Raw genomic sequence first — 25,602 nt, 5'->3', positions numbered from 1 at the left:
TCATTCGGCTTTTACTTTCTTTTTCTTTTGCTGTAACTCTAAATTTGTTTTTTTTCCTGCATACCATATCGCATCTCCTGCTCCAGTAATCTTGACTATATGATGCCCCAGAGGAGTAGCTGTAGCAGCTTGAGTTAACGCTACTTCAGCTTGAGTCAATGATATAGCAGCGTTCATAAATTCTCCATTCTTACGTTCTGCATTTGCACGTGCTCGATGTGCATTAGCCTCTTTTGAAGCATTGGTAAGTGCAATAGGATCAAAGCCTGTTAAAAGCTGAGAAGCAGAAGAAAGCCATGGTATCATTTTTTTCAAGTTAAAACGCTCACCAGACCAAGGAGTCCATCCGTGAGCTGTTTCTGCATCATGTGTTGCCCACCAAGATCTGCCCACTTTGGGAGGAGTAGAACTTGCCGATTGGGGTTGTTTGGCCATTCGCTTTACATGAGGGCCTGACCTTTGTCTAAGCCCACTTGGTTTATCTCCTGGGGCATTTCCATCGGGGTCTGTTAGTATGATGGGTCGTTGATATACATACCCATATACTTCTAAATTGTGGGGATTAAATACGCCCTCATTACGATTACCGTCCAGATACTCCCCAAAAATCGGCGGGTCAACTGATAACCACATTGAACTTGTAGCATCATAATACCTCGCTCCGTAATAATACAATCCCGTTTCGGCATCTCGTTCTTTGGCATTGTACAAATAGGGGGTTGCATCGGAACTGTTACGTTCTTCAAAAAACGTTTCTCCAAACGCCGAATACTCTACGTGTTGAACGGCTTCTCCTAGCACGTTGCTTACGTAGGAAGTACTTCCTAAATGGTCTCCGTGGTAAAAATATTGGTTGAGCTCTGCTATGTGTCCCGTTCCCCGAAACCCATACCCTGCCTTTACAGAGTCATTACTCGGAATCGGACTGACATAAATGGGTGGGCCGTTGGTTGGTTTGGTGGTATTGCCTGGCCACCCAGCAGGGATGTTCCCTGCGGTACTGTCCACCAACACGGGCGGTGCAATACCACTGTTTTGGGGTTCGGCATAAAACAATTTTTGGGTCGGTGGGCCAGGGCTAACCCCCAAAGTAGCATAATAATTGACCCGGTCTTGTTTCAACTGCGCAGCTCGCTGAATGTAATTGACTCCCCCTGCCGTCAGTGCCGATTGAGGAAAAGAAATATTGGTAAAATTTCCCGTACCAATTTTGGAAACAATCCGCTCAGTTTCGACGTAAATGTGTTTGGTAAAACCCGTCCTTCTACATACCAAATACGGACTTACATAAACCGTATAATTGTCGCGGTGGTTGATGGTGCCCGCCGCAGCGCCGTTGAGCCAAGTCCCTTGCACTCCGCCACTGCTTTTTATCGCCCTCTCGCCCGCCGCATCGTAGGTGTATTCGCTGAGTAGGCCGCTGTCGAGGATGGCCATTAAGCGATTGTCTTCGTCCCAAAAATACTCGGCACTACCGAAAGCCGTGAGGTTTCCGTTGAGGTTATACAAGCTTTTTTTGTTGCCAATCTGAGTGGGTTGGTGGGGAGCAGTGCCACCGTATTGGTAGTTATATTCGTAATTTCCCGACGTGTCGCGTTTTGTTAATTTTTTGCGGAGGATGTTCGACAAATTATCGTAGGCCATTCCCAACATATAGGACGCCGTGTCTTTGCTGCTTTCGTACTGCCCCGTGGCGGCGACGAGTCGGTACAAATTGTCGTAGCTGTATTTTTGACTGGCTTTTCCTCCAAGTTTTCCTTGTTGAGGTGGGCTGTTGTTAATAATCCCTGTGATGTTACTGACGGCATCGTAGGTATAGCTGTTGTTCAGCATCAAACGACCACTTGCTGCCGTGGTTTGCAAGCCTTTAAGGCGGCGACGCTGCTCATCAAAGGTATAATTCATTTCGGTGCCATTGCCGTACTTCATATACACTTTGGCTTCGTATTCATCGTAGCCTATTTTGCTGACGTACGAATACGCATTCCCCGTCTTTTGTCCATCGATACTGTACAAGCTACCTGCCCGATTGTAGTGATAATTAACCACTTCACCGTCGGGGTAAGTCATTTTTTTGAGGCGATTCCAAGTGTCATATTCTTGCTCGCTGACGTAGGTAGTATAAAAAACTTCATTGACCAACACCGTCCGAATCTCTTTGGTGACTTCGCCTAATTTTCCATAGAAAAGCTCTCGCCCACCGCTGGCGTCTTTTACCAGCGTCATCCGCCCCGCTCGATTGCCCGAGTTGGGAGCGCCGTAGCTATAACTTACTTTGTTTTGGTAATAAATGGGATAATCGATGTCCACAATGCGTTCGTAATCGTAACCGTACTTGATAGCCCCTCCTTTTGCAATTGCTTTTCGAAGTTGGGCGCTTGTTTTTTGTAATAAGTTCCCAGCCAAATCGTAGCTAAATTCGGTTAAACCCGCATCAGGATGCAAAGTGCTAAGACGACGTCCTAGGTTGTCATAAGTATTAACAATGTTATTTTTAAGGTGGTCTTCTACCCGCAACAATTCACTCAGGGCATTGTAGAAATAATTGGTAACAATCGTTCCATCGGGGCCTCCATACTGCCTTACTTGGACTTGACGCCCTCTTACATCGTCCAATTTTTCAATTTTATTCCCCAGCCCATCCTTGCTTTCGGTAATGAGCTGATTATTAAGTACCGAGTAGCTCATAGTTTCAACCGTACCATCGGCCAATTCTCGCCGCACCACTCGGTCGGTGATGTCATAACTGACTGATTCGAGGAGGTTTCCAACCGTGGTTGATAACTTGGCATTTTCAGCGCCCAGCGCCTCTGTCGTAGGGTAATACTTCTTGACAACCCGTCCGAAAGCATCGTATATATCGCCCCCCGATACAATCATTTTTAATTCATCGGCGAGGTTTTTACCTCTAAAAAGTGCCCCCATTTTTTTGGTCTCAATTTCTCTCCCCAAACCATCCATAAAAGTCACAATGTCGATGGAGCTGTCGTATTCAGGGTCGTAGTAACGGGTAATGGCGTACGGGGTGCTGGCCTCGGGATGGTACTCAAAGGCCAAGGTGTATGCTTTGCCCTCGGCCAATTCATAAGGCCCCGTAATGGTACTAATACGTCCTCGGTTGTCGATTCCGAATCGAATTGGTTGGTTTTGAATACTGTTGCTTTGTATTTTATTTCCAAAACGGTATTCATACTCCGCCGTACTGCTATAGCCATAAGCGTCAGTGGTTTTTACGGGGTAGCTGTGCGTTACGTTGTCGTAGGCATATTGATAAAACATGCGTTGTCCTCGGTAATTGGCGGGACGTAAAAGTTTACTCAAATTACCGTATTCGTCGTATTCAAGGTCATAATTGGCCGAAGTTCCATCGGCTAGAAACGCTCGCACTTGGGTGAGATGCCCTTTGCTATCTATGGCGGTAACTCGTCTTCTTTTGGTTCCTTCAACCGTTGTCACAACTACCTCCGCAGGAATGTTTTTGAGGTAAGTAACCTCGTTGTTATGGTACGAAACCTTGGCAGTGAGCAAGTCTTGGGGCGTGCCATTGCCCGCATCAATGAGCTTGCTGATGTTTCCAAAAGAATCATAATCGTACTGCATAAACGTACTCGCACCTGCTACGGCCTTTCCTTCGTATATCCATTTATCGTTTCGAATCAGGGCAGGAAAAAACACGCTGTCGCGCACGGCTCTTAACTCATAGGTGTTACTACTTTCATTGAATTTATTACCCGCAGCGTCGCGCAAGATTTCGTTTTTGAGCAACCCTTTTAGGTAATAGTTTTGGTTCAAAAAAACTTCCTCAGAAGTACGGTACACCGCATTGTTGTTGGCGGTATTTAGCTCTTCAGTAACGACATTTGCAAAACCGTAAAACTCTCTTTCACGGCGATCATAACGTCCGTTGGCATAACGAAACCGACTACGCAGGGTATCTATCCCGTCGCCCGCTACACCATCGTACACTTCTAAGCTACTCAACGCCCACACGCTTTGGGACGACATTTCGTAGGTATTGCCCAAGCGTTCGTAATTCATTGAAAAATAAGAACCTAAAGGCCGTTGAACGCGCCGTAGCATATTGGTACGCCCAATGGTAGAACTACGCACCGACAAATCTCCTTCGTTTTCGGAATGTACCACGTCGAGGTAACCATCGCCATTAACGTCCAGCAACTGATCCATTTGTCCCGAAACACCGTGACCAACATTAAAAGAAGGGTTAATACAAATTTTTATGATGATAATGTTGATGGCAATGGTCAGGGCGGCGTTGATGGACTCCCCAACGGAAACAGTTTTATTGAGACTTGTCGCTCCTTTCCACAGCAGCGGGGGGCCAAAGCGGTTGCCCATATTCAATTGAACCGTCAGTGGATTGGTCGAGGTAATTCGGTCGGGTAAGCCATCGCCGTTGATGTCTTGGAAGGTCAGTTGGGTATTATCGTCACTGCGCGACATTCCAATGCCCGCTTCAATGGTTCCCGAAAAGAGGTTTACCCCAATTCCCGCCCCAAAGCTAGTAGATTTACTTTCTTCGATATTTTCAAAATTCCAGCGCTCGGGAGTCGCAAACGAATACCCGAGGTTTAGGGCTACTTCGCCATTTTTATACACTTTATCGGGCAAACCATCGCCATTCATATCAATCCAAGCCGCCGTGCCTGATTGTTCGTTGTAGCCCACACTTCCCGAAAGACCAATAGAGGTATTTGCTGAATTATGTTCACTTCGGGAATTGGAGGCCGTTTTATTATTTTTAGCACCGCTTCCACTACGTTTGTTAGAAGCCGAAGCTTTGGGAAACTTTCCGCCCAAACTAAGCCCAAATGAGTTGGCGGAGGTGTTGGTGGGCAACAGTGCATTGGGTCGTCCCTTCGATTCTAGCCCTCCATTTGGCAAAGTAAACTGTACATCATTGACGTGCAAAACATCGGGATAATCGTCCCCGTTCATGTCCATCATGTCGAGCACATTGGTCGTTGAGGCCTTGGAATAGCTACCCGAAATCACAAATCCCCCCGCAAGGCTATTGACATCACTTCGTTCGATTTTGGAAACCGCCGTCAACGACGCCCCAGCGCCCAACATCAGGCTATCTACGGTCACATCGTGCTTCCACAAACGGGAGCTACTCATGGTCGTTTTTGACACAAATACCGAACTATCGCGCCCTATCCACGCGTTTTTTGTCGCATTGCCGTACAGCGGGCCAAAATCCGAATTAGTAGGGCTTTGCACACTTTTAAGGGAATTGGGGTCTTTTCGGTAGCTGACTGTGTCGGCGAGTATTTTTTTGTAATCAATATTTTTCAGTTCGTTGAAATTCAATTTTGACTCATCCAAAGGGCCATTGCCTTTGTCGCCCGCGAACGAAAACTGTCCCCATCCGCGAAAAAGCGGGCTTAACTCATCGTCCGAATTGGTATATATTCCTGCTGGCAGCACCTTATGCAGTACTTTGCGGTGTTTTCCTGTAGAGTCACTTACGAGCGTATCTATTTTGCTACCATAGCCAATTTGTTGCATGGCTTTGGCAAAACCCACGTTGGGTACGTGATATTCAACAAAAATGGGGGTTTGGGCGGGCAAAATGAGCGATAGCGTATCAACCGCCCCCGCGACCTTCCCGCTTTTCACCTCAACGATTCGCTTGGCTATCACCGCATTAGGGCTTTTGATGGTAAAAACAACGGTTCCACTACTGTCGGCCTTGAGAGAAACCAACGGATACAAACGAACTGTATCCGAGGTGTTTTTTTCGACGACGGGGGTAGGTGAAAACCAAGTGGTATAATTGTTATTTTCTGGCACTATCCCCCCTTTTTGTGTCACAGGCTGGCGCGTCGAAACATCCACAAACGTTAATTCATAGTTTGGCGACCAACGCACTGCCGTTCGGTCAATGTACGAATCGGCATATATTTCAAACCGTAACAAGTCTTTGGCCGTTACATTTAGTACGGTATCTTTCAGCAGGCCACTGGCGTTGGTATTCCCTGCAAATACTTTCTGAAAAGGGATAGAAATACCCCCCAGCGAATCCTTCCGAACGATTCGAACAATGACAGTATCCGAGGTAATTGACTTGAAAAAATCACCCGAAATTTTTAAAGTTCCCGAAGCAGGAATCCCTAACGGCTGAATGGCACTGAGGATAAAGTCTTCGGAGGCTTGGTAGTGCCGCATATCTTTTTTGTTGACATCCAGCACGGGTGAAACCGCGCTCACGTAGTCAATGATGGGATCCCACGCCACTTCGTCGTTTTCCCCATTATATACCGACTGTACCCTAAAATAGACTCGATCGCCTTTTTTTACCCTTATATTATTCACTCCTGTCGGAATTTTAGGGGTAAAGTTTCCCGCGCCAATGGCATCGCTCCACACGATTCCGTCTCGTACCTGAATACTCACCCTTACCCCATCTTCTTTTTTTGACCGAAGGCTGTCCGCTGCTTTCAGCAATTGAATGGGGCCTGAAATACGAACTGCTCCGTCGAAAGGTGCCGTCCAAAAGCGTATGATGTCCTGTAAGGGAAACTCTTTTTCTTGGCGGTGTTGCAAGGCCGTATCTGGGGCAAAAAAAGTTTTATCCACCGTTCCCCCCAAAAAAAGCGGATTGGGAGTACGGGTACTCGTTCGTTCAAAGATAGGCTCCCCCTGCGGGTCGAGGTGGTTGAAAAAAACCTGTCCGTCAGAAGCAATGTCTATCAAACCATCTCCGTTAAAATCAGACAGGTAGGTGGTGGTCGTGGTGGTGGTATTGGTATAATTATACCCAAAAAAGCCCAAAGGCGGGACAATTTGTAAACCCAATGAGAACGAAAGCGCGTTGCTGGCACTAAAATCGTTGACGCCACTGATGGGCTTTAAACCTCCAAAAGTATTGGCATTTTTTAGATTGGCCCGATAAAACAGCCGATTCCCTAGTTTAATGATTTTGTCAGGAAGACCATCACCATTGATGTCCGTCATGCTTACCACCCCTTCGTTGCCCGTGTAGTCAAACTCAAAACTTCCTCCCACCGTAAACTGCTTGGTCCAGCCATCGCCAATAAACCCCACGGTGAGGGCCAACCCTGCCCCAAAGCTGTTAGATTTTTCGGTACTCAGCACCGAACTCTGGTCATTAAACCCTGGAATGGGATTGATGATACCACCTTTCGCACCATCATTCTCTACTTTCCATTTTGTCAATTCGCCCAACGGAGCGTAACCTGAGGACGCAAGAACATCATCGTAATAATCGAAACGATGCGTATAAAACTCCTTTCCTGCATCATCTAGTTCGGTCACGCTTTCCAACAATGTTTTGTAAAAAGCCCCTTCTTTGTATTTCAAATCGTAAGTACGAACAAGCTGATTTGTAAATGTTATCGTAACTTTTCGGAGCAAATCGGCCGTGACCATTTTAAAACCATAACGGGCATCAATACTAACATCTTTCCGCTGTGGCTCCCTCAATTGTCGGTCTCTCGTAAACGTCACCGTATAAGGCCCTTCGGTGGAAGCTTTGTTCGTATAATTAATTTTATCAATGTACAGTTGTTGACCCAGCCTACCACCTACTACCCCTGGGTCTTTTACATTGACGTAGGTATATTGTACTCGGTTATCGTCCAAGTCGCGCGTTTGTACCAACGCCCAATAGGCTATGTTTCCTAGTGTATCTTTGAGAACGGCCTCGTCCACTACGCCTTTCTCAGGTAAACCTCCGTAAAAATTTTTAACCCCGTTCTTATTGGTAACTTCCCACCAATAATTCGACGGATGCGAACCATGACGGACGATTTTATCAAATTTCCCCTCCACTCGTGGAAAAAATTCTTTTTCAGTGCCGCGTTTTTCCAACGTAGCTCGGTGAGCCGTGGGCGCCAATTGTCCCCCTTCCAACTGATACGTTTCGGTCTCCCATTGTGCATCGTACCTCGGCACACCCCAACGAGTATCTAGGTTTATGGAAGGTATAGACAAATCCCAGCCTAACCCCAACCAGCCATTGCCCCCACCATTGTTGTAGCGGATGCTTAGTTCTGGCTGCATTCCTTGCCGCCCCACAGGGAGTTTTAGACCAAAATCCAACGCCGCATTGCCCATGTTATTTGCCGTGGGCGGCGCTATCATTTCAATACCCGTCGAAGGGTCGGCAGGTTTAAAATCTTTAATGGTCGTAGGCGCATAGCCTTGCGTTTCGGGGGATTCGGGCACTTTTATAATGCCATTAATCATGTCCGTAAAATGCAATGTATGAGACAAAACTACGTTTGAGGGCATCGCCATCGAATCTAACGGTAGAACAAACCACTTGCGGGTTTGCTCATCAAAATAATAAGTGCGTATGTCGCTGGCCGTGTAGCCTTCAGGAATGAGCGTACTATCGTAAGGAATACTCAATTGGGCGGCTTTACTAAATTGACTTCCGTGCGGCAAGAAACGATACCCTGCCGCCCCCGCTGTTACGTTGACCATGTCTTCGTTCAACGCAGGCAAGTCGATTGCGCGTAGGGCAGTGATTGAAATTGTTTTACTTTGGGGCAAAGCAAAAGCAGGAAGCTGAATCGACGCGCCGTTTGAAATCGCGGTCGTACCCAAGGTTAAATTCAGCCCTTTTTCACGGTCAAAACGCCCCAAACTTTCTCCTTTCCTCGCCTCAGGCTTGTAAACTTGATCGGCTTTTTCAGAGCGAATAAAGACAATGTCCTTGGTAAAGACTTCACCATTGGGAAAGGTGGCTTGCAACGATGTGCTAAACGATGTCTTGCCAGGGTTGGTAAGCAACGCTTCAAATTCACCACGATATACAGGGATGCGTTGGCCACCGCAGGTCAACAAAACAGGTTCTTTCGAGCCCCCTTTTTGCGATTGAGGAAGGCGGATTATTCCTTTGATGTATGCGTTTTGTCCATAAAAAACGCTATCGGGTTGGTTGAGAACAATCGCGTCCTTTCCCTTTGGCTGGTGCTTAAAAACGATGCGTACTTGTTTAACTTCGTAATGATAATTCGCCCCCAAAGGCAACGAAAAACGAATGACATTGTCGCCAGAATGCAAAAGTGTCAAGGGGATGGTCTCTTGTTGGCTACGCCACGCCTTATTGAGCTGCACAAAATGCGCCCCAATCGCCTGCGATTCATTGATGCTTCGTGCAACAGACTCGTGGGTGCTTACACCGTACAGGTCATACGCCAAAAATGCTTGAAAGTCAGTACCAGGCAGCTCAGGAATTTGTACGTGAAATACATTATCGAAAGGACTATCAATTGATTTTTTGTCCGTCGTCCCAATGCAACCATAGGCAATATCTGCATCGAATCCATATCTTACTGGCTTTGAAACAGGTACACTTACCACCGAAAGCGTTTTAGTAGTGGGGAATCCCTCCGTTTCAAAAACGTTGGTTGTTTTAATTTTTGAACCATAAAACGCAAACAAAACAACAAGCGAGGCAACGGCCACCCCTCCTTTGGCAAAAACAGACACCCATCGAATGGGTCTTAGGGTTTTCAAAAGGTGGATTAATTGGTGCGCATTTTTCATTTTATCGAACGATAAATAGTTTATGGGTTGTCACTGACGTGCCCGACTGCAACACAATTAGATAAAGGCCATGCGTGGTTAGCTGTTCACTAAACAGGTACTGGTCAGCCCCGAAAGCCTCATCGGTAAGTACTTGCTTTCCTTCTGCTGAGAAAATAGACACATGAACGGGAGCAGGTTGATGCAACCTCACTTTGATTGTAAACCTTCCGCTGGAAGGATTAGGATACACTATTTCCGAATGAAATACGCTGATTTGTGGGCCATCTACTTGGATTTCTCGGGTTGAACTACAGCCATTTTGAGTCGTAATAAGTGTATAAATACCTTGTTGATTCAACTCAATTTCAGGCAATTGCGACTCTATCTTATCGGGACTTCGCCAGCGATACGTTATCCCAGCGGGCATATTTTCAGCCGCGTTGACTCGAACGGGCGCAGCACCTTCCACCAAATAGTAGGTATCAGACAAACCCAGCGGTAACGGCGCTTCGGCGGGGTTGACCCAAAACGAATCAACGTACATTTGCTGCAACGCGTCCGTTACGTTGAGGACATAATGGCCCGCAAAAAGACCGCCGAATTGTGCAGTCGAAAGCACTTCTGACTGCTGACGATGGGTCACAAATCCAGTCGATTTATTAAAAATTGTGAGAGAATAAGGTGGCTGCCCCCCAAAAATACGCACCTCAAACTGCCCCAAATCGGGTTGTGAACAGCTCGGAGTTGTTACTTTAGTGGTTACGAGCAGGTCTTGCGCTACGACAAAAGAAAAGTGATTTTTTTGTAACTTATTCATTTTCCAAGTCGTATTAAAATAAGCCAAACCCTGCTTATCAAGGCTTTTCATTTTAAAAAAACAGGTTGTCAAAGGCGCAAACTCGCCCGTTCCTGTGGTATCTACCGCCAGCCAAAACACAGGATTTGGGGGAATGGCAGCAAACACCTGTTTCGTATCCCATACAACCTCCGTCTCCCACAAGTTCTTGCCCAAAGAAGATACAAGCCCTTTTCTTTTCAAAAACGTTGGCATTCCTATCGTTTTGGGAGCAGAAACGAAGGCTTGGTCATTGTCTCCCCACAACAAATACTGGTGATTGTCGAGGGGGGAAGGCGTCGAAATAGTGAGCAAATTGGGAGAATGACTACTACTAGCGATTTTCTGCCACCAGCCCGAGGCATCGTCACGGCCAATACCCGCAATGTTGTGGTGAAAAATGGGGGATTCTTCCCCATTCCAAAGGGTTTTACCTAAACTATTCACGTACTTCCCGCTCGATTCAGTGAGCGTAATTCCGTATTTTAGTGCCAGATAAGACGCTACTTTTAATCGTTCTTCACGGTCAAGAACTCGGTTAAAAGCAATCAGTTCAGGCACCAGTCCGTTAAAAACGCTGACGGGCAACTCAGGGTAAGTAGGTAGATTGCCGATGTTCCATGTCTGCTCAGCTACTTCACTACTATCGACGGATTTTAATTGCCCATAAATAGCAATTTTTGGCATAGTAGGCGCCAAATCCGTAAAATTCATGTATCTCATCGCTTCCAAATCAGCCATGCGTTCGTTGGTCAGGACAAGGCTTGTTTTCTGATTTTTATCAATGCTCCAAATCAGTTGGTCTTTTTGTCGTTCTTTTGTCTGATATACCGTAAAAAAAGTGGTGCTTGGCAATTTAGCCTTCCCTAATGGGATTGAAAGGCCATTGGAGGTAGTAAGCCGCCTAGCAGGGTGGAAATTGAGCCGCTCGGCGTTAGTACTGTCTGCCATCCACCATCGAATGACTCCAGCTACCCCTCCAGGCGAAGGTGTTGGCTGATTTTGGGAAAACGACGTTGAGGCTCCCCAACAAAAGACAACGAAAAAAAAGGCTTTAATAGAAGCTGAGTTCATAGGAGTAATGGTTACGATTGTGACAGAATCGACGCTACTAGCTTCTTGGTTTCTTGATGAGAAGAACTCGTTTTTTGGGATAGCTACTCAAAAACTCCCAGCCCAAAGTAAATTGAATTGTATTGTTGGTATTTTTATTTTCGATAAAATTATACGCGTTGGCTTCGGTACGAACCATGTCCGTCAGGCCATAATGATAACGTGCTTCAAGGTTGAGTCCCCACCCTACAAATTCATACCCAAGCTGGAAATTTAGCCCAAAATTGTTTTTTCCTTTCAGTACATTTCGAAGTTGCTGTTGTTGTTCGAGGTCGCTACCAAAAGCGGGCAATTTTCCTGCCCCGCCCGATGTGTAATTGATTTTTTCGGGGGTTAAATTTAGCCCCAATTGGGGACCTACTCCCACATTAAACCCATGCAATCCATCGTGTACTTTTTCAAACGGATACAGCTTCAACATCAGCGGGAAGTTAAGGTAACGGTAGTTGAATTGCAGGGTATAGTTGAAGTCTTTCTCCAAATTGTTGAAAGCCAATTCAGTACCTTGCTGGGAATATAAAACGTCCAAATTGAGCGAAGCAATGGTATTTTTCAATTCCCAATTGATGCCAAATCCACCCGTAAATCCCCATTTTCGGTTATTATTCAAGGTATAATTTGTAAAAAATGGCTCACTCAATATGGTTGTTTGTAAGGCACCAATGCCCGAATAAACCACTCCTCCTTTAAGCCCAACTCGCAAACCGTCCACTGTTTGAGCTTTAGAAAACTGTACAAAAAACCCGCAAAAGAGGAGAAAAAAACAGCATGTAGTTTTCGCTGCCGTTGAGTAACAGCGTAACGGATAGGAAGTACTAATTAGCGCTTTCATTGTTGAGAGTAGTTTGTTCAAACACCGACAATTGTTTTTTCTATTTCCCGCCACTCCGACAATGCTTTTTTTGAGCAGTCGTCAAAGTTCTATGTTGATTTTTGGCGTTGATAGCTCCCGTATAGGATATACGTTTAGCTCGTATATCTTGGAATTGAATTGTGCCAGCTACAAAACTTACCACTATTACGGTAGAAAGTGCCGATAATGAACATAAAACATCCGACGGTAATAAGGGCAAAACTGCGAAGAGGCTTATTTTTCCATTTAGCTAGGGTATCGTAAAACAAGGTAAAAAAGAAAATTGAAATAACCTACTGAAAATCAGTATATTTTTCACCTAAAGAGTTGTTATTTTTTTTGCATTTCATCCCCCCCTATTTTACCCGAAAATACCCATCCAGCATTGTTTCTTCTGGTTGGTCTTGCTGTTTGACTTTTAGGGTTATGTACCAAGTGTTATTATCCATTTTTTTGCCCTCAATTTTTCTCGAAACGATACGGCTCGCCCACGGCCCAAAGAAGCTACTCGTCATCCCACTAATTGCTTGGGCATTTTCAAAATCCGAAGGGGTCGTGTAAGAAAAGGTTGAAAGGGTCGGGTCAAATTCAAACGCAATAAAAGGGTTTCCGCAATCATTACAGGCCAAATCTCCTATCATATCTTTCTCATAATACCCCACATACTTGTTTCCCGTCTTGTCAAAACGATACGCCAAAAATGAGCTTTGGCCACTTCTGGACAACAAGGCAACGGAGTGGTTTGGCAAAATTTCAAAAATTTCGGAAGGACGAACATCTGCCTGCTTTCTACAACCAAATAGCAAGAATAAACATAGAACGGGTAGGAGCTTTTTCATAAGTGTGTAGTTTTTTAAAACAACGAATTAAGTGTATTTTGCGGTCTATCAGGAATCCCCTTCTCAAAAATAAGTTGTTGCCATATATCAGCTACCTTTACTCCTCAAAATCAGCAACTTACGACTCCCCCTTCGCCTTCCAATCAAGAAGTTTTTGTTCTAATTTTCTTTGAAAATTACCCATAACTGTAACAGATGATGGGCAAATTTATATTTTTTTGTTACAAATGAGGGGCAAATTTCAAGAAATTTTGTAACAGATGACGGGCAAATTTTACACCTATAAGGTTTTGAAACCTTATAGGTGTTGATATAAGAAGATCAACGCAACGCGTTCCAATTTAAAATCGCATTCCACAAAAGTGGGGCGTCGTGGTGGTTGAGGTAGCGGTGCAGCGGGTCAAACGTGAATGCTACCACTTGGCCTTTGCCTACGGGTACGTTGAAAATTGCACCGTGCCCAATGATGGTTTGCTCGTTGCGCACCATCCCCGACAGCACATACGGCGGTTCTGGTTTGGGCGTGGCGGGTTTGGGGTCTTTTACCTCTTTTTTATCAGGCATTCCCATAATCAGCCCCTTGTATTCTTCTTCTTCCTTGAGTGGCTTGGTGCCGTATTGCATCAACATCATGTCGCGGTCGCGCTTTTCCGTTTGCAACAATGCCCCTTGTCCTTTGAAAATAGGGAACGTTTCGGGATAACCATACATGATTGGGTGCGATGGCTTGCGATTTTTCACCTGGATGATAGAGCCTGGGTGAAACAAGGTGGGCGATTCGTACCGTTTCAATTCGCGCACAATGCCCAAATCAGACATAATGCTCGACGAGTTGTCGAGGGTAATCAATACCCCACCTTCATCGACAAACTTTTTCAATTCCGCGACTCCCTCAAACCCTGGGCCACCCGTCATATCATCGGTGCTACTTGGCGTGCCGTGCGACGGAAACTCGGCCGTTTTGGTATAAGGCATTGGGCCAAATTTGGAATCCACTTCGTGCAAGAAGTTCGCACCCGTACCACCCACGCGAGGTACCAAAATCACATCAAACTGCGACCGCAAGTTGCCTTTTTTCAGATGGTCTTTGTGAATCGATGTGTAAGGAATGCCACGTTGTTCAAACGTATAGCGTGACCAGCCTTCATCTTGCGTTTGGTACCACGTATGGTAAATAGCTACGCGCGGCAAACTCACCTCGTGCTGTTTCACCGACGGCAGGGTTTTGGTCGAAATCAAGTCCACGCTAAACTTCTCGGCCAATTGCTTCGCTTGGTCGGTCGTTAAGCCCGAAAATACCACGGCTCCCTGTGCCAACGTGTCTTTGCGGCCTTCGAGGGTTACTTTTGCATCTAACACGATGGTTTTGGCGTTCTGAGATTTTGCCCAATAGGCGGCAGGTAATACCGTATTTTGTGCTTTGTAATTGACCACATAGTACGTTCCCTCGCCTTCGATTTTCCCATCGTACTTTACATCGGACGTGAGCAATTTCAAGTCCGACAATTCGTATTTTAAGGTGTCTTGTTGCGCCACATTTACCCCGTTGAGGTATTGCAACGTCCACGCAATCGCGTCGTAAGGCGGGAATTTCGCTTCTTTCGGGTAGTTTTGTTTGGTCAACAACGAGTAGGCATAGTTGCGGTAAGGCTGATTCAACAGCACCACATAATCTCCTTGATTTTTACCCGTTTCGGCCTTGTGAACTTCAATTCCTTGGGTACGTAACTGATTGACCAAATAGGCGGCCATCGCAGGGTCGCGCTGTTGCTTGCCAATCACAAATGCCTTTGGCGTGTCCTTGGCTGCTTTGTTGAGGTTGTTTAGGCTTTTTTGGTAAAAATTCTTCAACAATAACTTACCATTCGCCGCCGCGTACCCCAACGAAGCCAATACGCCCGCTTGCATATAATTGATGTTGTTCCGAAACGACCAATATACTTTTTCAGTCGCAGGATACGGACGATACCACTCACGGCTTGTCACGTTATCGCCCGCAAATTTGGCACTGGCCAAGTCACGCATGAACGTATTGGCGCCCGCATTACCGTAGGTTTCGTAAAAACGCCCAACAGAGTTGTGGTTGTTGGCTACCCAAATTCCGTAGCCAGGGTACCAGCCGTCATAAAACGCCCAGTTGAATACCCCTGGAAGCCCTTGCGCGGCCAAAGTCGTCATGTCGTGGTCGGCCATGATTTGCCATTCACCAATCGCTACGGGATCTACGGCTTCGCTGTAAGGCCCCGTTCCCGTTGAAATGTACAACAACGGCACAGACTCGTGCAAGTCGAGCATCACCGTAGGATGCCAGTCAAAATAAGCTTTAAAAATACTTTTTGTAATGGCTTGCGACACCTGCAAGCCGTCGCGGTTGTTGTCGTGATAGACATACTTTCCCCAATACGGTGGTGAAGCAGGCATTCCGTCCTCAAAATCTTTGCGTTTTTTAGTGTAACGGTTGTACCAATCCACCATTTTGTCCCAGCCATCGGGCTCAGACACAGGGTTAATGATCACAATCAGGTTATCACGAATGGCCTTGATTTCATCAGCCTGTCCCGTTACCAAACGATAGGCCAATTCCATCAGCATTTCAGGCGAACCCGTTTCGGAAGCGTGCATTCCCCCGTTCAAAAAATAGACCACTTTGCTATCGCCCAAGATTTTTTGCACATCGGCAGCATTTACTTTGCGCGGGTCAGCAAGGAGTGCCAGTTGTTTTTTATAATGGTCGAGGCGCTTGATAGTGGCAGGATTGGCAATAACGGACATTTGAATGGGACGATTTTCTTCGGTCGTACCAATCTGTTCGTTGACAATGTTGGGCGACGTTTGGGCTAATTTTTGAAAATAGCCGTAAATATCCGCCGTTCGGTGCAGCACGCCTGGCGCTCCGATGATTTGCCCAAATTGCTTCAACGGCGACGGAATTTTAGGGTCATTGACCAAATCCAGCACCGACGATGGCAAAAAGCGCTGGTCGGTCGTAAACTCTTTAATTTTTTGGTTGTAAGACTCGTCGATTTGCTGGGACTGTGCCGTCAGTGCAAGGACACTCGCACACGCTCCCGACAACAAAAAACGATAAAGTGGTTTCATAAAGATTAGGTTAGAGCTTTGGCAAAGTTTGAAACTTTGCCAAAGATTTGTTTTACAAATGATTCCAGTTAATCAGCGTGTTCCAAACCATCGGTGCATCGTGAAGGTTGATATAACGATGCAGAGGATTAAACGTAAACGCCACCAAACGACCAGCTCCCACGGGAACGTTAAAAATTCCGCCGTGCCCGACGATGGTCTGCTCGTTTCTTACCATTCCTGAAAGCACATAAGGTTCTTCCTTCTTAGGTTTGGCAGACGTGGTCTCTTTTGCCATTTTGCTGTCAGGCAATCCCATGATTGGGCCGCTGTATTCTTCATCTTCTTTCAATGATTTAGTGCCGTATTGAAGCACCATCATGTCACGATTGTACTTTTTGGTCTGTAACAACGGTGAAATGCCTTTGAAAATCGGGAATACTTCAGGAAACCCGTACACAATCGGGCTATCCGATTTGCGTACTTTTACGTTCACAATGGAGCCTGGATGATAGAGACCAGGCGTTTCTACTTTATCCAAGTCGCGGGTAATTCCTGTTTCAGCAATCATTGCAGAAGTATTGTCCAACGTCACCAATACTCCCCCTGCTTCCACAAACATTCTGAGTTGGTTCATGCCATCAAAGCCAGGCCCACCCGTCATGTCAGGAGTGGAATCAGGAAACCCGTGCGAAGGAAATTCGGGGGTTTTGGTATAAGGCAATGGACCAAATTTTTTATCAATTTCGTGAATAAAATCGCTGCCTGTGCCACGCATTTTTGGAATCACAATGACATCGTATTTACTACGTAGGTCGCCCGCCTTCAAATCATCTTTTTCGATGGAGGTGTAAGGAATACCACGTTGATCAAACGTAAAACGCACCCAACCTTCGTCTTGGGTATTGAACCAACTGTGGTAAATGGCTGTCCGTGGGAGGGTTACTTCGTGTTGTTTGACGTTGGCCGTCGCTTTGGTCGCGGTTAGGTCAAGTCCAAACTGCGCTGTAATATTTTTAGCCTGCTCAGGCGTAATTCCCTGCAACACCACTGACCCTGCCGCCAAGGTATCTTTTACGCCACTCAGGGTAGTTTTAGCATCCAGCACCATCGCCTTGCTCGTTTTATTCTGCGCTTTTAGCCAATACAAGGCCGACAACACCGTGTTTTGCGCTTTGTAATTGAGGACATAATCCGTCCCTTCTCCTTCCATTTTGCCCGTGTATTTCACTTCCTGATTCACGAGGGTAAGGTCGTTTGAAGCATACGGCACATTGTCAAGGGCTTTTACCTCAACCCCATTCAAATACCCGAGTGTCCACGCAATGTCGTCATACGATGGGTATTTAGTTTCTTTGGGATAGTTTTGTTTGGTCAACAACGACACGGCCAAATTACGGTAAGGCTGCTCCAGCAACACGACATAATCACCCGAAGATGCTTTGTGAACCTCAATTCCTTGCCCACGCAACTGATTGACCAAGTAGGCCGCCATCGTGGGGTCATTTTGTTTTTGGGGAATGGAAAACGCACGCGGCGATTCGGTTTTTCCTTTTTGGATAGCATTCACTCCTTTTTGGTAAAAATTGGTCAACAACAACCGTCGGTTATTGGCCGCATAGGTCAAGCCCGCCAACACACCTGCTTGCATATAATTGATGTTGTTTCGGTACGACCAGTTTACTTTTTCAGTAGCGGGATTAGGTCGATACCATTCTTTGCTCGTTACGGGGTCACCTGAATATTTTTGATTCGACAAGTCGCGCACATACGTAGTGGCACCCGCGTTGCCAAAAGTCTCATAAAAACGCCCTATTGAGTTGTGATTGTTGGCAATAAAAAACGCGTAGCCAGGGTTCCATCCGTCATAAAAGGCCCACGTAAACACACCTGGCAACCCCTGAGAGGCTAATGCTGTCATTTCGTGGTTGGCCATGGTTTGCCATTCGCCGATGGTAATTGGATCGATGGCATCGTTGTAAGGCCCCGTTCCCGTAGAAATATAAAGCAAAGGCACCGACTCGTGCAAATCGAGCATCACTGTTGGATGCCAGTCGTAGTAAATTTTATACATGGCTTTGGTCAACGCCTGCGACGACTGCAACCCATCGCGGTTGTTGTCGTGATAGGTATATTTTCCCCAATATGGTACGCGTGGAAAGCCATCTTCATAGTTTTTGCGGTCTTTGGTGTAGCGATTGTACCAATCTACTTGTTTGTCCCAGCCATCGGGTTCAGAAACTGGGTTGATGAGTACAATAATATTATCACGTACGGCCTTAATGTCGGGCGTTTGGGCGGTGATTAAACGGTAGGCTAACTCCATCACCATTTCAGGAGAACCCATCTCGGGCGAGTGAAGTCCGCAGTTGATGTAGTACACCAATTTGGTATCACCTAACACTTTTTCTAGCTCCGTCGCGGGCAATTTACGGGGGTCAGCCAGCAACGAAAGTTGTTTTTGGTAATGTGCCACGCGTTTCATGGCATCTTCGTTACCGATGGCTACCAAGTGAATCGGGCGGCCTTCTTCGCTCGTACCCACTTGCTGCATGGTCAGGTAAGGCGAACTTTGCGACAGTTTTTGAAAATACCCATAAATAGCCGTGGTGTTGTGCAAAATACCTGGCGCACCCACAATTTCGCCAAAATGTTTGCGCGGCGATGGAACCTTCGGGTCATCGGTTAGATTGAGCACCGACGACGGCAAAAAGCGGGAATCTGTGGTGTACTCTTTGATTTTTTGGTTGTACACCTCGTCGATTTTCTGGGCGTACGTAGCTGCCGAACAAAAAGCAATAGTAGAAACGGCAAGCGGTCTAAGCAGACGTTTGAAGTACATGTGAGTTAGTTTGGTTAGGACGGATGAAGTAATGCAGGCATTAACAGCCTTTAAAGATGGCATTATATCTTGCCTATTTCAAGTATCATTACGATTAAATTTTCTATCCCAACCCTTAAACTTTTCATATTCGTACAAAACATTTTTATAATCCATAAATAGCCCATCCCTTTCTTTTCAAGACCTGTTGTATTCGCTCCAGATTCACTATTTTTGGCTTTTCAATCCATTTAGTTTCATCAACCCTTACGTAGCCATGTTTAAACCCCTATTGTGGGCCAGCCTTTTCTCTGCCAGCGCCGCTATTGCCCAATCAAGCGTGCATTTCGCCACCCACCCCACCCTTAGTCCCGACGCTAAAACGGCTATTTTTGCCTACGAGTCTGACCTGTGGAAAACCGACCTTACCTCAGGGCTCACCTCTCGTATCACTGCCATGCAAGGCAATGAGTCAAACCCACGCATTTCACCCGATGGAAAATGGCTCGCTTTTACGGGTACTGAAAATGGGAATGCCGATGTATTTGTGATGCCCCTCGAAGGCGGTACGATTCGACAACTTACCTACCACAGCACCTACGATTTTGTAGAAGCGTGGTCGTGGGATTCCCAAACGATTTATTTTGAATCGGGTGTACAAAACGGTGGCACTACCTACACCATCTCGGTACTTGGCGGAACGCCTAAACGCGTTTTTAAACACTATTTCAACCGTACGCACAACGTCGCCGAGAGTCCAACGGGTGAAGTCTTTTTCAACGATACGTGGGAAAGCGATAACCAAGCCATGCGCAAGCGCTACAAAGGCGACTTTAACCCCGATATTCAGTCGTATAACCTAAAAACCAACACCTATAAACGCTATACCGACTATCGTGGAAAAGACATGTGGGCGACGGTTGACAAAAAAGGAACGATTTATTTTGTGTCGGACGAAGCCAACGGTGAATACAATTTATACACCTTCGTAAACGGACAAAAAACCGCCCTCACTTCGTTCAAAGAATCCATCAAACGGCCTCAAGTAAGTGCCGATGGCAGCAAGGTTATTTTTGAAAAAGACTACCAACCTTGGGTATATGACGTTGCGACCAAAGCTGCTGCTCCGCTCAAAATCAACCTAGTCAGAAATTTTACGCTGACCAAGTGGCAAGATTTTAAAGTAAGTGGGTCAATCTCGGCCTTTGATGTAGCTCCAGACAATAAAAAACTGGCCTTTATTTCGCGGGGAGAATTATTTGTCTCTGACATTGAAGGAAAGTACATCAAACAACTCAAAACCACTCCTAACGAGCGTGTCCAAGAAGTAAAATGGTTGGCCGATACCCTGACCTTGTTGGTGGGTCAAACCGTAGGGGGCTACCAAAACTGGTTTACCCTCAAAGCCGACGGCAAAGGAACGCTCAAACAGCTTACTACCGACACCCAAAATAACCGCCAGATTGTTTTTAACAAAGACCGTAGCTCAGGAGTATATCTCAGTGGCCGCAACGAAGTCCGCTTGCTCGACCTTAAAACCTTTGAAAATAAGACGATTGTCAAAGACGAACTTTGGGGATTTTATAACGACAACGCCTATTTTTCTCCCAACGGTGAGTACGTGATGTTTACGGCCTATCGTAATTTTGAGAAAGATATTTTTCTCCATCACCTCACCAAAAACGAAACTATTAACCTCACCAACACGGGTATTTCTGAATCAGCCCCTGTATGGTCGCCCGATAGTAAATATATTTATTTTGAGTCTGACCGTAATAACCCAAGTTACCCGTTTGGGTCACGCAATCTGAAAGTGTATCGGTTGGCACTTACCAAAATCGAAACGCCTTTCCGCTCCGATAAATGGGAAGATTTGTTCAAAGTAACCAAAAAAGATTCGACTGCTACCGCCGCCAAAACACCCGAAAAAAACAGTAAGAAAAAGAAAACCGCACCTGTTGAACCTAAAAAAGAAACCAAAAAAGAAATCAAGCCCATTGAGATTGATTTGGCGGACATTTGGGAACGCATGGAGCAAGTGGGACCATCATTTGGCCAACAGGGCTCTCCTACTGTTTTTCAAAAAGACGACAAAACCTACGTCATTTACGTATCTGACCACAGCGAGGGTGAAAACAAACTTTGGCGCACTACGTACGAACCTTTCAAAGCCCCAAAAACCGAGAAAGTAGAAGACGGCGTTCGCGGCTACGATTGGGTACAGGTAGGAGACAAATCGTATTTACTCATCAATGGTAAACTCAAAAAATTTACCCCAGAATCGGGTAAAGCAGAAGATATTACGATTGACTTTACCTTCCGTCGCAACTTGGAAGAGGAGTTTCGTCAAATGTATTATGAAGCATGGGCGAGTGTAGAGGAGAACTTTTATAACGAAACCTTCCACGGCGCCGACTGGAAAGCCCTGCGCGACCGCTACGCGAAGTTTTTACCTTACCTCAACCAACGCGACGATTTTCGGACGTTGTTTAACGACATGCTTGGCGAACTAAACGCCTCTCACTTAGGATTTTATAGCAACGGAAAAGAAGAGGAAGTTTTCTACAAATCGCGCACGATGGAAACGGGGATTCTTTTCGACAATCAGCGCCCGTTTGTCGTTGACCGTATTTTAAAACGTAGTGCCGCCGACAAACACGGTAAAAAAATTGGCAAAGGTGATATTCTTACCCACGTCAACGGCGAGGCCGTCGATTCGCTCCAAAACCGCGATGTGTATTTTACCAAGCCTTCGTCTGATACCGAAATTACCTTGACGTTCCGTCGCAGTAACGTCGATTCTAGCTACACGGTGAGAGTGCATCCGCGAGGGTCATTATCTGGAAATTTCTACGATGAATGGATGGATTGGAACCAAAATTACGTGGACGAAAAAAGCAAAAAACGGATTGCGTACGTTCACATGAAGGACATGGGCATGGACGAGTACGAGCGTTTTGTACAAGACATGACCCGCGATTGGTACAAAAAAGACGCCTTAATTCTTGATTTACGCTACAATACAGGCGGAAACGTCCACGATTTGGTGCTTAATTTCTTGTCGCAAAAACCGTACTTGCAGTGGAAATACCGCGAAGGAAAACCCACGCCTCAGCCCAACTTTGGCGTATCGGCCAAGCCAATTGTATTGCTTATCAACGAACAATCGCTTTCGGATGCCGAAATGACTGCCACGGGTTTCAAAGCCCTCAAGTTGGGTAAAATTATCGGTACCGAAACCTACCGTTGGATTATCTTTACGTCGGGTAAAGGACTTGTCGATGGGTCGTTTTATCGTTTACCTTCGTGGGGATGTTATACGCTTGATGGCAAAAACATTGAGCAAGAAGGTGTCGCGCCTGACATTTACATCAAGCAAACATTCACCGATAGGCTTACCGACAAAGACCCCCAACTCGACCGCGCCATCGAAGAGATTTTAAAAGACCTCAAGTAGAATTTCTGTTATCTTTGGCGTCCTTTTTTGGAAACTGGAAACTGGAAACTGGAAACTGGAAACTGGAAACTGGAAACTGGAAACTAGAAATACCGAAAACTTTAAACTGTAAAATATGCCCAGCTGGTACTTAGGAAAAATCAAATACCAACAAGAACAAGAAAACGGCGCGCTCAAGACAATCTCGGAAGCGTACCTGGTGGACGCGGTTTCATATACCGACGCCGAAGCTCGAATTTATCGCATAGTAGCCGACAACACCCCTGATTTTCAGGTAAGTAGTCTCACAAAAATGAAACTATCTGACGTGTTTCATTTTGAGGACGAAGGCGGGGAAAAATGGTTTAAATGCAAGACCTTTTACGTCTCTATCGACGATAGCAAAGGCACTGCCAAAGAGAAAAAAATCATCAGCTACATGCTCGTCAATGCCGATAGCCCCAAACAAGCCATCGAACGCATTGAAAAGAGTTTGGCGACGATGTTGATTCCCTACGAAATCACGGACGTGAACCTAACGCCTATTTTGGAAGTGTATCCTTATTCCCCCGAAGACGAAGCACAACAAGTTCCTGCGGGTTTTCGCCCCCTCGCCGAAGTGATGGCGGAGCGCGGAGCTGAGTAAAATAACAAAACGAGGCTGTCTGAAAAGAGCAGCCTCGTTTTGTTTTATCTTCTTCGCAATGTTTGCAAAGGTGGCATCACGGGAGTAGCAAAAGGTTGAACCTGCTTGCGGTACGCACCCGCAAAATCGAGGGCTAAATTAGAGAGATACACCATGCCTCGTTTAAACACCAAATTGACGACCACAATATCATCGTGGGGTACTTTATCAAAATGAGCGGGAAGCCATTTGGGCATGTCTTTGATAATCTCCGCGATTCGAGAAAGCGTTATTTTTTCGCTTTTACTAAACTGATGTAAAACCACCACGCTGTCCTGCTGTACCAACAATTCAAAGGTAAACATCGACATTTCTGAACCTACGTGGACGTCTTTGAGCTTCGACCGTAAATACGCCTGAAACGCGTAATCTCCGCCTGGAAATGTAGCCACTTCCGAAAAGGGATAAAAACCGATTTCTTTTCCCTCTTCATCGTAACAATGTTTTTCCTTCTGCAAACCTGCCCAATACGTTTCGCGGCGTTTTAGCTCGCCGTTTTCGTGATAAACACGCATTTCTCCCCAAAGGTCATTGTTACGGTAATCGGCAATCCAGTACAATTGCCCCGTAGGATAATACCCTTTGGAAAACCCTTGACGAACCCCCGCTTGATAATCTTTGAAGTTGGTTTCGGTTAGCAAAACCCCTTCTTTATTGTAGGTTTTAAGGGTGGCGAAGCGTTTTTTTCGGTCGTGAAATGTCAGTTCTTCGTCGTGGTCAACAAATTCCCGACGAATGACTGTACGCGACAACGAATCAGGGGGTGATGCTTGCACTACCTGAAGTGTTATTCCCCACAAACAGACCAACAATAAACCACCTATTCTGGCCATAACTTGCTAATTTTCAAAAAACAATCAAAAAACACTTAACGTAACGAAGACAGATAAACCCTGCCGTTTTGAAAAATAAGTGAAATAGGCACAATTTCTCCTTGAGGATTTTTGTCGTAACGGGCAGGTTTCCATTTAGGCATATCTTTCAGAATACCCGTCAACCTATTGATTGTCATCAGGTCACTATTGGTAAACTTATGCAGTACCGCTTTTCCATCCTCTTCTATAAAAATCTCGAACGTATAGATTTGCGCAGTATTACCAATCACGGCATCATTTAGTTTGGTTTGCAAATACGCTTGTAAGGCCCTATCTCCCCCTGGGAAACTTGCATTTTCTACCAATTCATAATACGGAATTTCGTTGCCCTCCCTATCGTAGCAATATTTTTTCTTTTGCAACCCCGAACGGTACGTCTCTCGGCGCTTTAAACCTCCGTCTTCATAATATACCCGCAGCTCTCCGTGAAGTTGATTGTCGCGGTAATCTGCGAGCCAATATAGATTTCCGCTTGGATAATACCCCTTCGAAAACCCTTGACGAATGCCCTCTGCGTAGTCTTTGAAGTTGGTTTCAACCAGTAAAGTCCCGTTTTTACTAAAGTGTTTTAACGTAGCAAAACGTTTTTTACGGTCATGAAACACCAGTTCTTCATCATAGTCCGCAAACGCACGGTGGCGTATCGTACGCCACAACGAATCGGGCGAGAAAGCTTCTGCTTCTTGAAAAGCGATACCCCACATACAAATTAACAAAACACTGATTTTCTTTAACATAGCTGTTCACTTTGACATTCAATCAAAATTAACTGCTTTTTTTATCAATATCAATACCCATCAGTCATAGCAGGAGTAATGTCTCTTGTATCTAAGCCAAGTCGTTTTTTAGCTTCTTCAAGCATCACAACAGTGGCAGTAGCGCCAATACGGGTAGCGCCGAGTGCTTTCATTTTAAGCAGTTCGTCTAGTGTTCTTATCCCTCCTGCGGCCTTTACTTGTACTTCAGGCGCGGAGTTTTTACGCATCAAACGAACATCCGCTTCCGTCGCACCTTTGTAGTTATAACTTCCGTCGGCTTGCTTGGTATAGCCGTATCCCGTCGAAGTTTTCACGAACTCCACGCCCAGGGTACTGCAAATTTTACAGAGCTTAACTTTGTATTTGTCTTTGGGAAGAAAATCGTTTTCGAAGATTACCTTCAAAATCGCTCCGTGCTTGTGGCATTCTTTCAAAATCGCGTAGATTTCTTTTTTGACGTAGCGCCAATCCTCACTTAGGACTTTCCCAACGTTTACCACCATGTCGATTTCGGTGGCACCGTCTTTGCAAGCCTGTCGGGTTTCGGCTACTTTAATCGCGATGGTATTGCCACCATGAGGAAACCCTACCACGGTACAGACGCCAACGTTACTTCCTTTTAAAAGTTCGGCGGCGCGTGTTACGTAGTAGGGTTTGATACAAACTGTTGCGACATCATATTGCAACGCCAACGCACAGCCTGCTTCCAATTCGGTATCGGTCAGGTGCGGTTGCAACAATGAATGGTCAATCATTTTAGCCAATTCTGAGAGAGAAGTAAACATAG

11 protein-coding genes are annotated in these 25,602 nt (G+C 45.7%); 2 read left to right on the top strand and 9 right to left on the bottom strand.

Annotation, left to right across the window (positions count from 1 at the left end; all coding sequences use genetic code 11):
* From AC23P2_RS13800 to AC23P2_RS13775, 6 genes are all read right to left on the bottom strand, one after another.
* Window positions 1-9,510: a SpvB/TcaC N-terminal domain-containing protein gene (locus tag AC23P2_RS13800; RefSeq protein WP_487773738.1), complete on the bottom strand. Its 9,510-nt coding sequence runs from the start codon at window positions 9,508-9,510 to the stop codon at window positions 1-3.
* Between the two features lie 31 nt (window positions 9,511-9,541).
* On the bottom strand, window positions 9,542-11,431 hold the full coding sequence (locus AC23P2_RS13795; RefSeq protein ID WP_487773737.1) for a DUF8202 domain-containing protein: 1,890 nt from the start codon (window positions 11,429-11,431) through the stop codon (window positions 9,542-9,544).
* A 37-nt stretch (window positions 11,432-11,468) separates the two neighbouring features.
* Window positions 11,469-12,302, bottom strand: a complete 834-nt coding sequence (locus AC23P2_RS13790) for a porin family protein (protein WP_487773736.1) — start codon at window positions 12,300-12,302, stop codon at window positions 11,469-11,471.
* Between the two features lie 377 nt (window positions 12,303-12,679).
* Window positions 12,680-13,162: a hypothetical protein gene (locus AC23P2_RS13785; protein ID WP_487773735.1), complete on the bottom strand. Its 483-nt coding sequence runs from the start codon at window positions 13,160-13,162 to the stop codon at window positions 12,680-12,682.
* 321 nt (window positions 13,163-13,483) lie between these two features.
* A complete protein-coding gene (locus AC23P2_RS13780; RefSeq protein ID WP_487773734.1) occupies window positions 13,484-16,261 on the bottom strand; it encodes a M14 family zinc carboxypeptidase in 2,778 nt (925 codons plus the stop codon).
* A gap of 52 nt (window positions 16,262-16,313) precedes the next feature.
* Window positions 16,314-19,082, bottom strand: a complete 2,769-nt coding sequence (locus AC23P2_RS13775) for a M14 family zinc carboxypeptidase (protein WP_487773733.1) — start codon at window positions 19,080-19,082, stop codon at window positions 16,314-16,316.
* 256 nt (window positions 19,083-19,338) lie between these two features.
* Here AC23P2_RS13775 and AC23P2_RS13770 point away from each other — a divergent pair, with 256 nt between their 5' ends.
* Window positions 19,339-22,518 (top strand): S41 family peptidase, encoded by a 3,180-nt coding sequence (locus tag AC23P2_RS13770; RefSeq protein ID WP_487773732.1) that lies wholly within the window; start codon window positions 19,339-19,341, stop codon window positions 22,516-22,518.
* 115 nt (window positions 22,519-22,633) lie between these two features.
* Entirely contained in the window at window positions 22,634-23,143 is a 510-nt protein-coding gene (locus AC23P2_RS13765; protein WP_487773731.1) for a DUF4494 domain-containing protein, read from the top strand.
* 44 nt (window positions 23,144-23,187) lie between these two features.
* Here AC23P2_RS13765 and AC23P2_RS13760 read toward each other — a convergent pair whose 3' ends face one another.
* Genes AC23P2_RS13760 through deoC form a run of 3 tightly spaced genes read right to left on the bottom strand, consistent with a single transcriptional unit; the run spans window position 23,188 to window position 25,600 of the window.
* Window positions 23,188-24,015 (bottom strand): toxin-antitoxin system YwqK family antitoxin, encoded by an 828-nt coding sequence (locus AC23P2_RS13760; protein ID WP_487773730.1) that lies wholly within the window; start codon window positions 24,013-24,015, stop codon window positions 23,188-23,190.
* A 35-nt stretch (window positions 24,016-24,050) separates the two neighbouring features.
* Window positions 24,051-24,794: a toxin-antitoxin system YwqK family antitoxin gene (locus AC23P2_RS13755; RefSeq protein ID WP_487773729.1), complete on the bottom strand. Its 744-nt coding sequence runs from the start codon at window positions 24,792-24,794 to the stop codon at window positions 24,051-24,053.
* A 50-nt stretch (window positions 24,795-24,844) separates the two neighbouring features.
* The gene (gene deoC / locus AC23P2_RS13750; RefSeq protein WP_487773728.1) at window positions 24,845-25,600 is read right to left on the bottom strand and encodes a deoxyribose-phosphate aldolase; all 756 of its coding nucleotides are present in this window, start codon (window positions 25,598-25,600) and stop codon (window positions 24,845-24,847) included.
* Window positions 25,601-25,602 lie beyond the last annotated feature (2 nt).

This window comes from Runella sp. R0.1_18, from assembly GCF_057652155.1.
The sequence above is the reverse complement of the archived record's forward strand: the minus strand, read 5'-3'. Positions and strand labels throughout refer to the sequence as shown.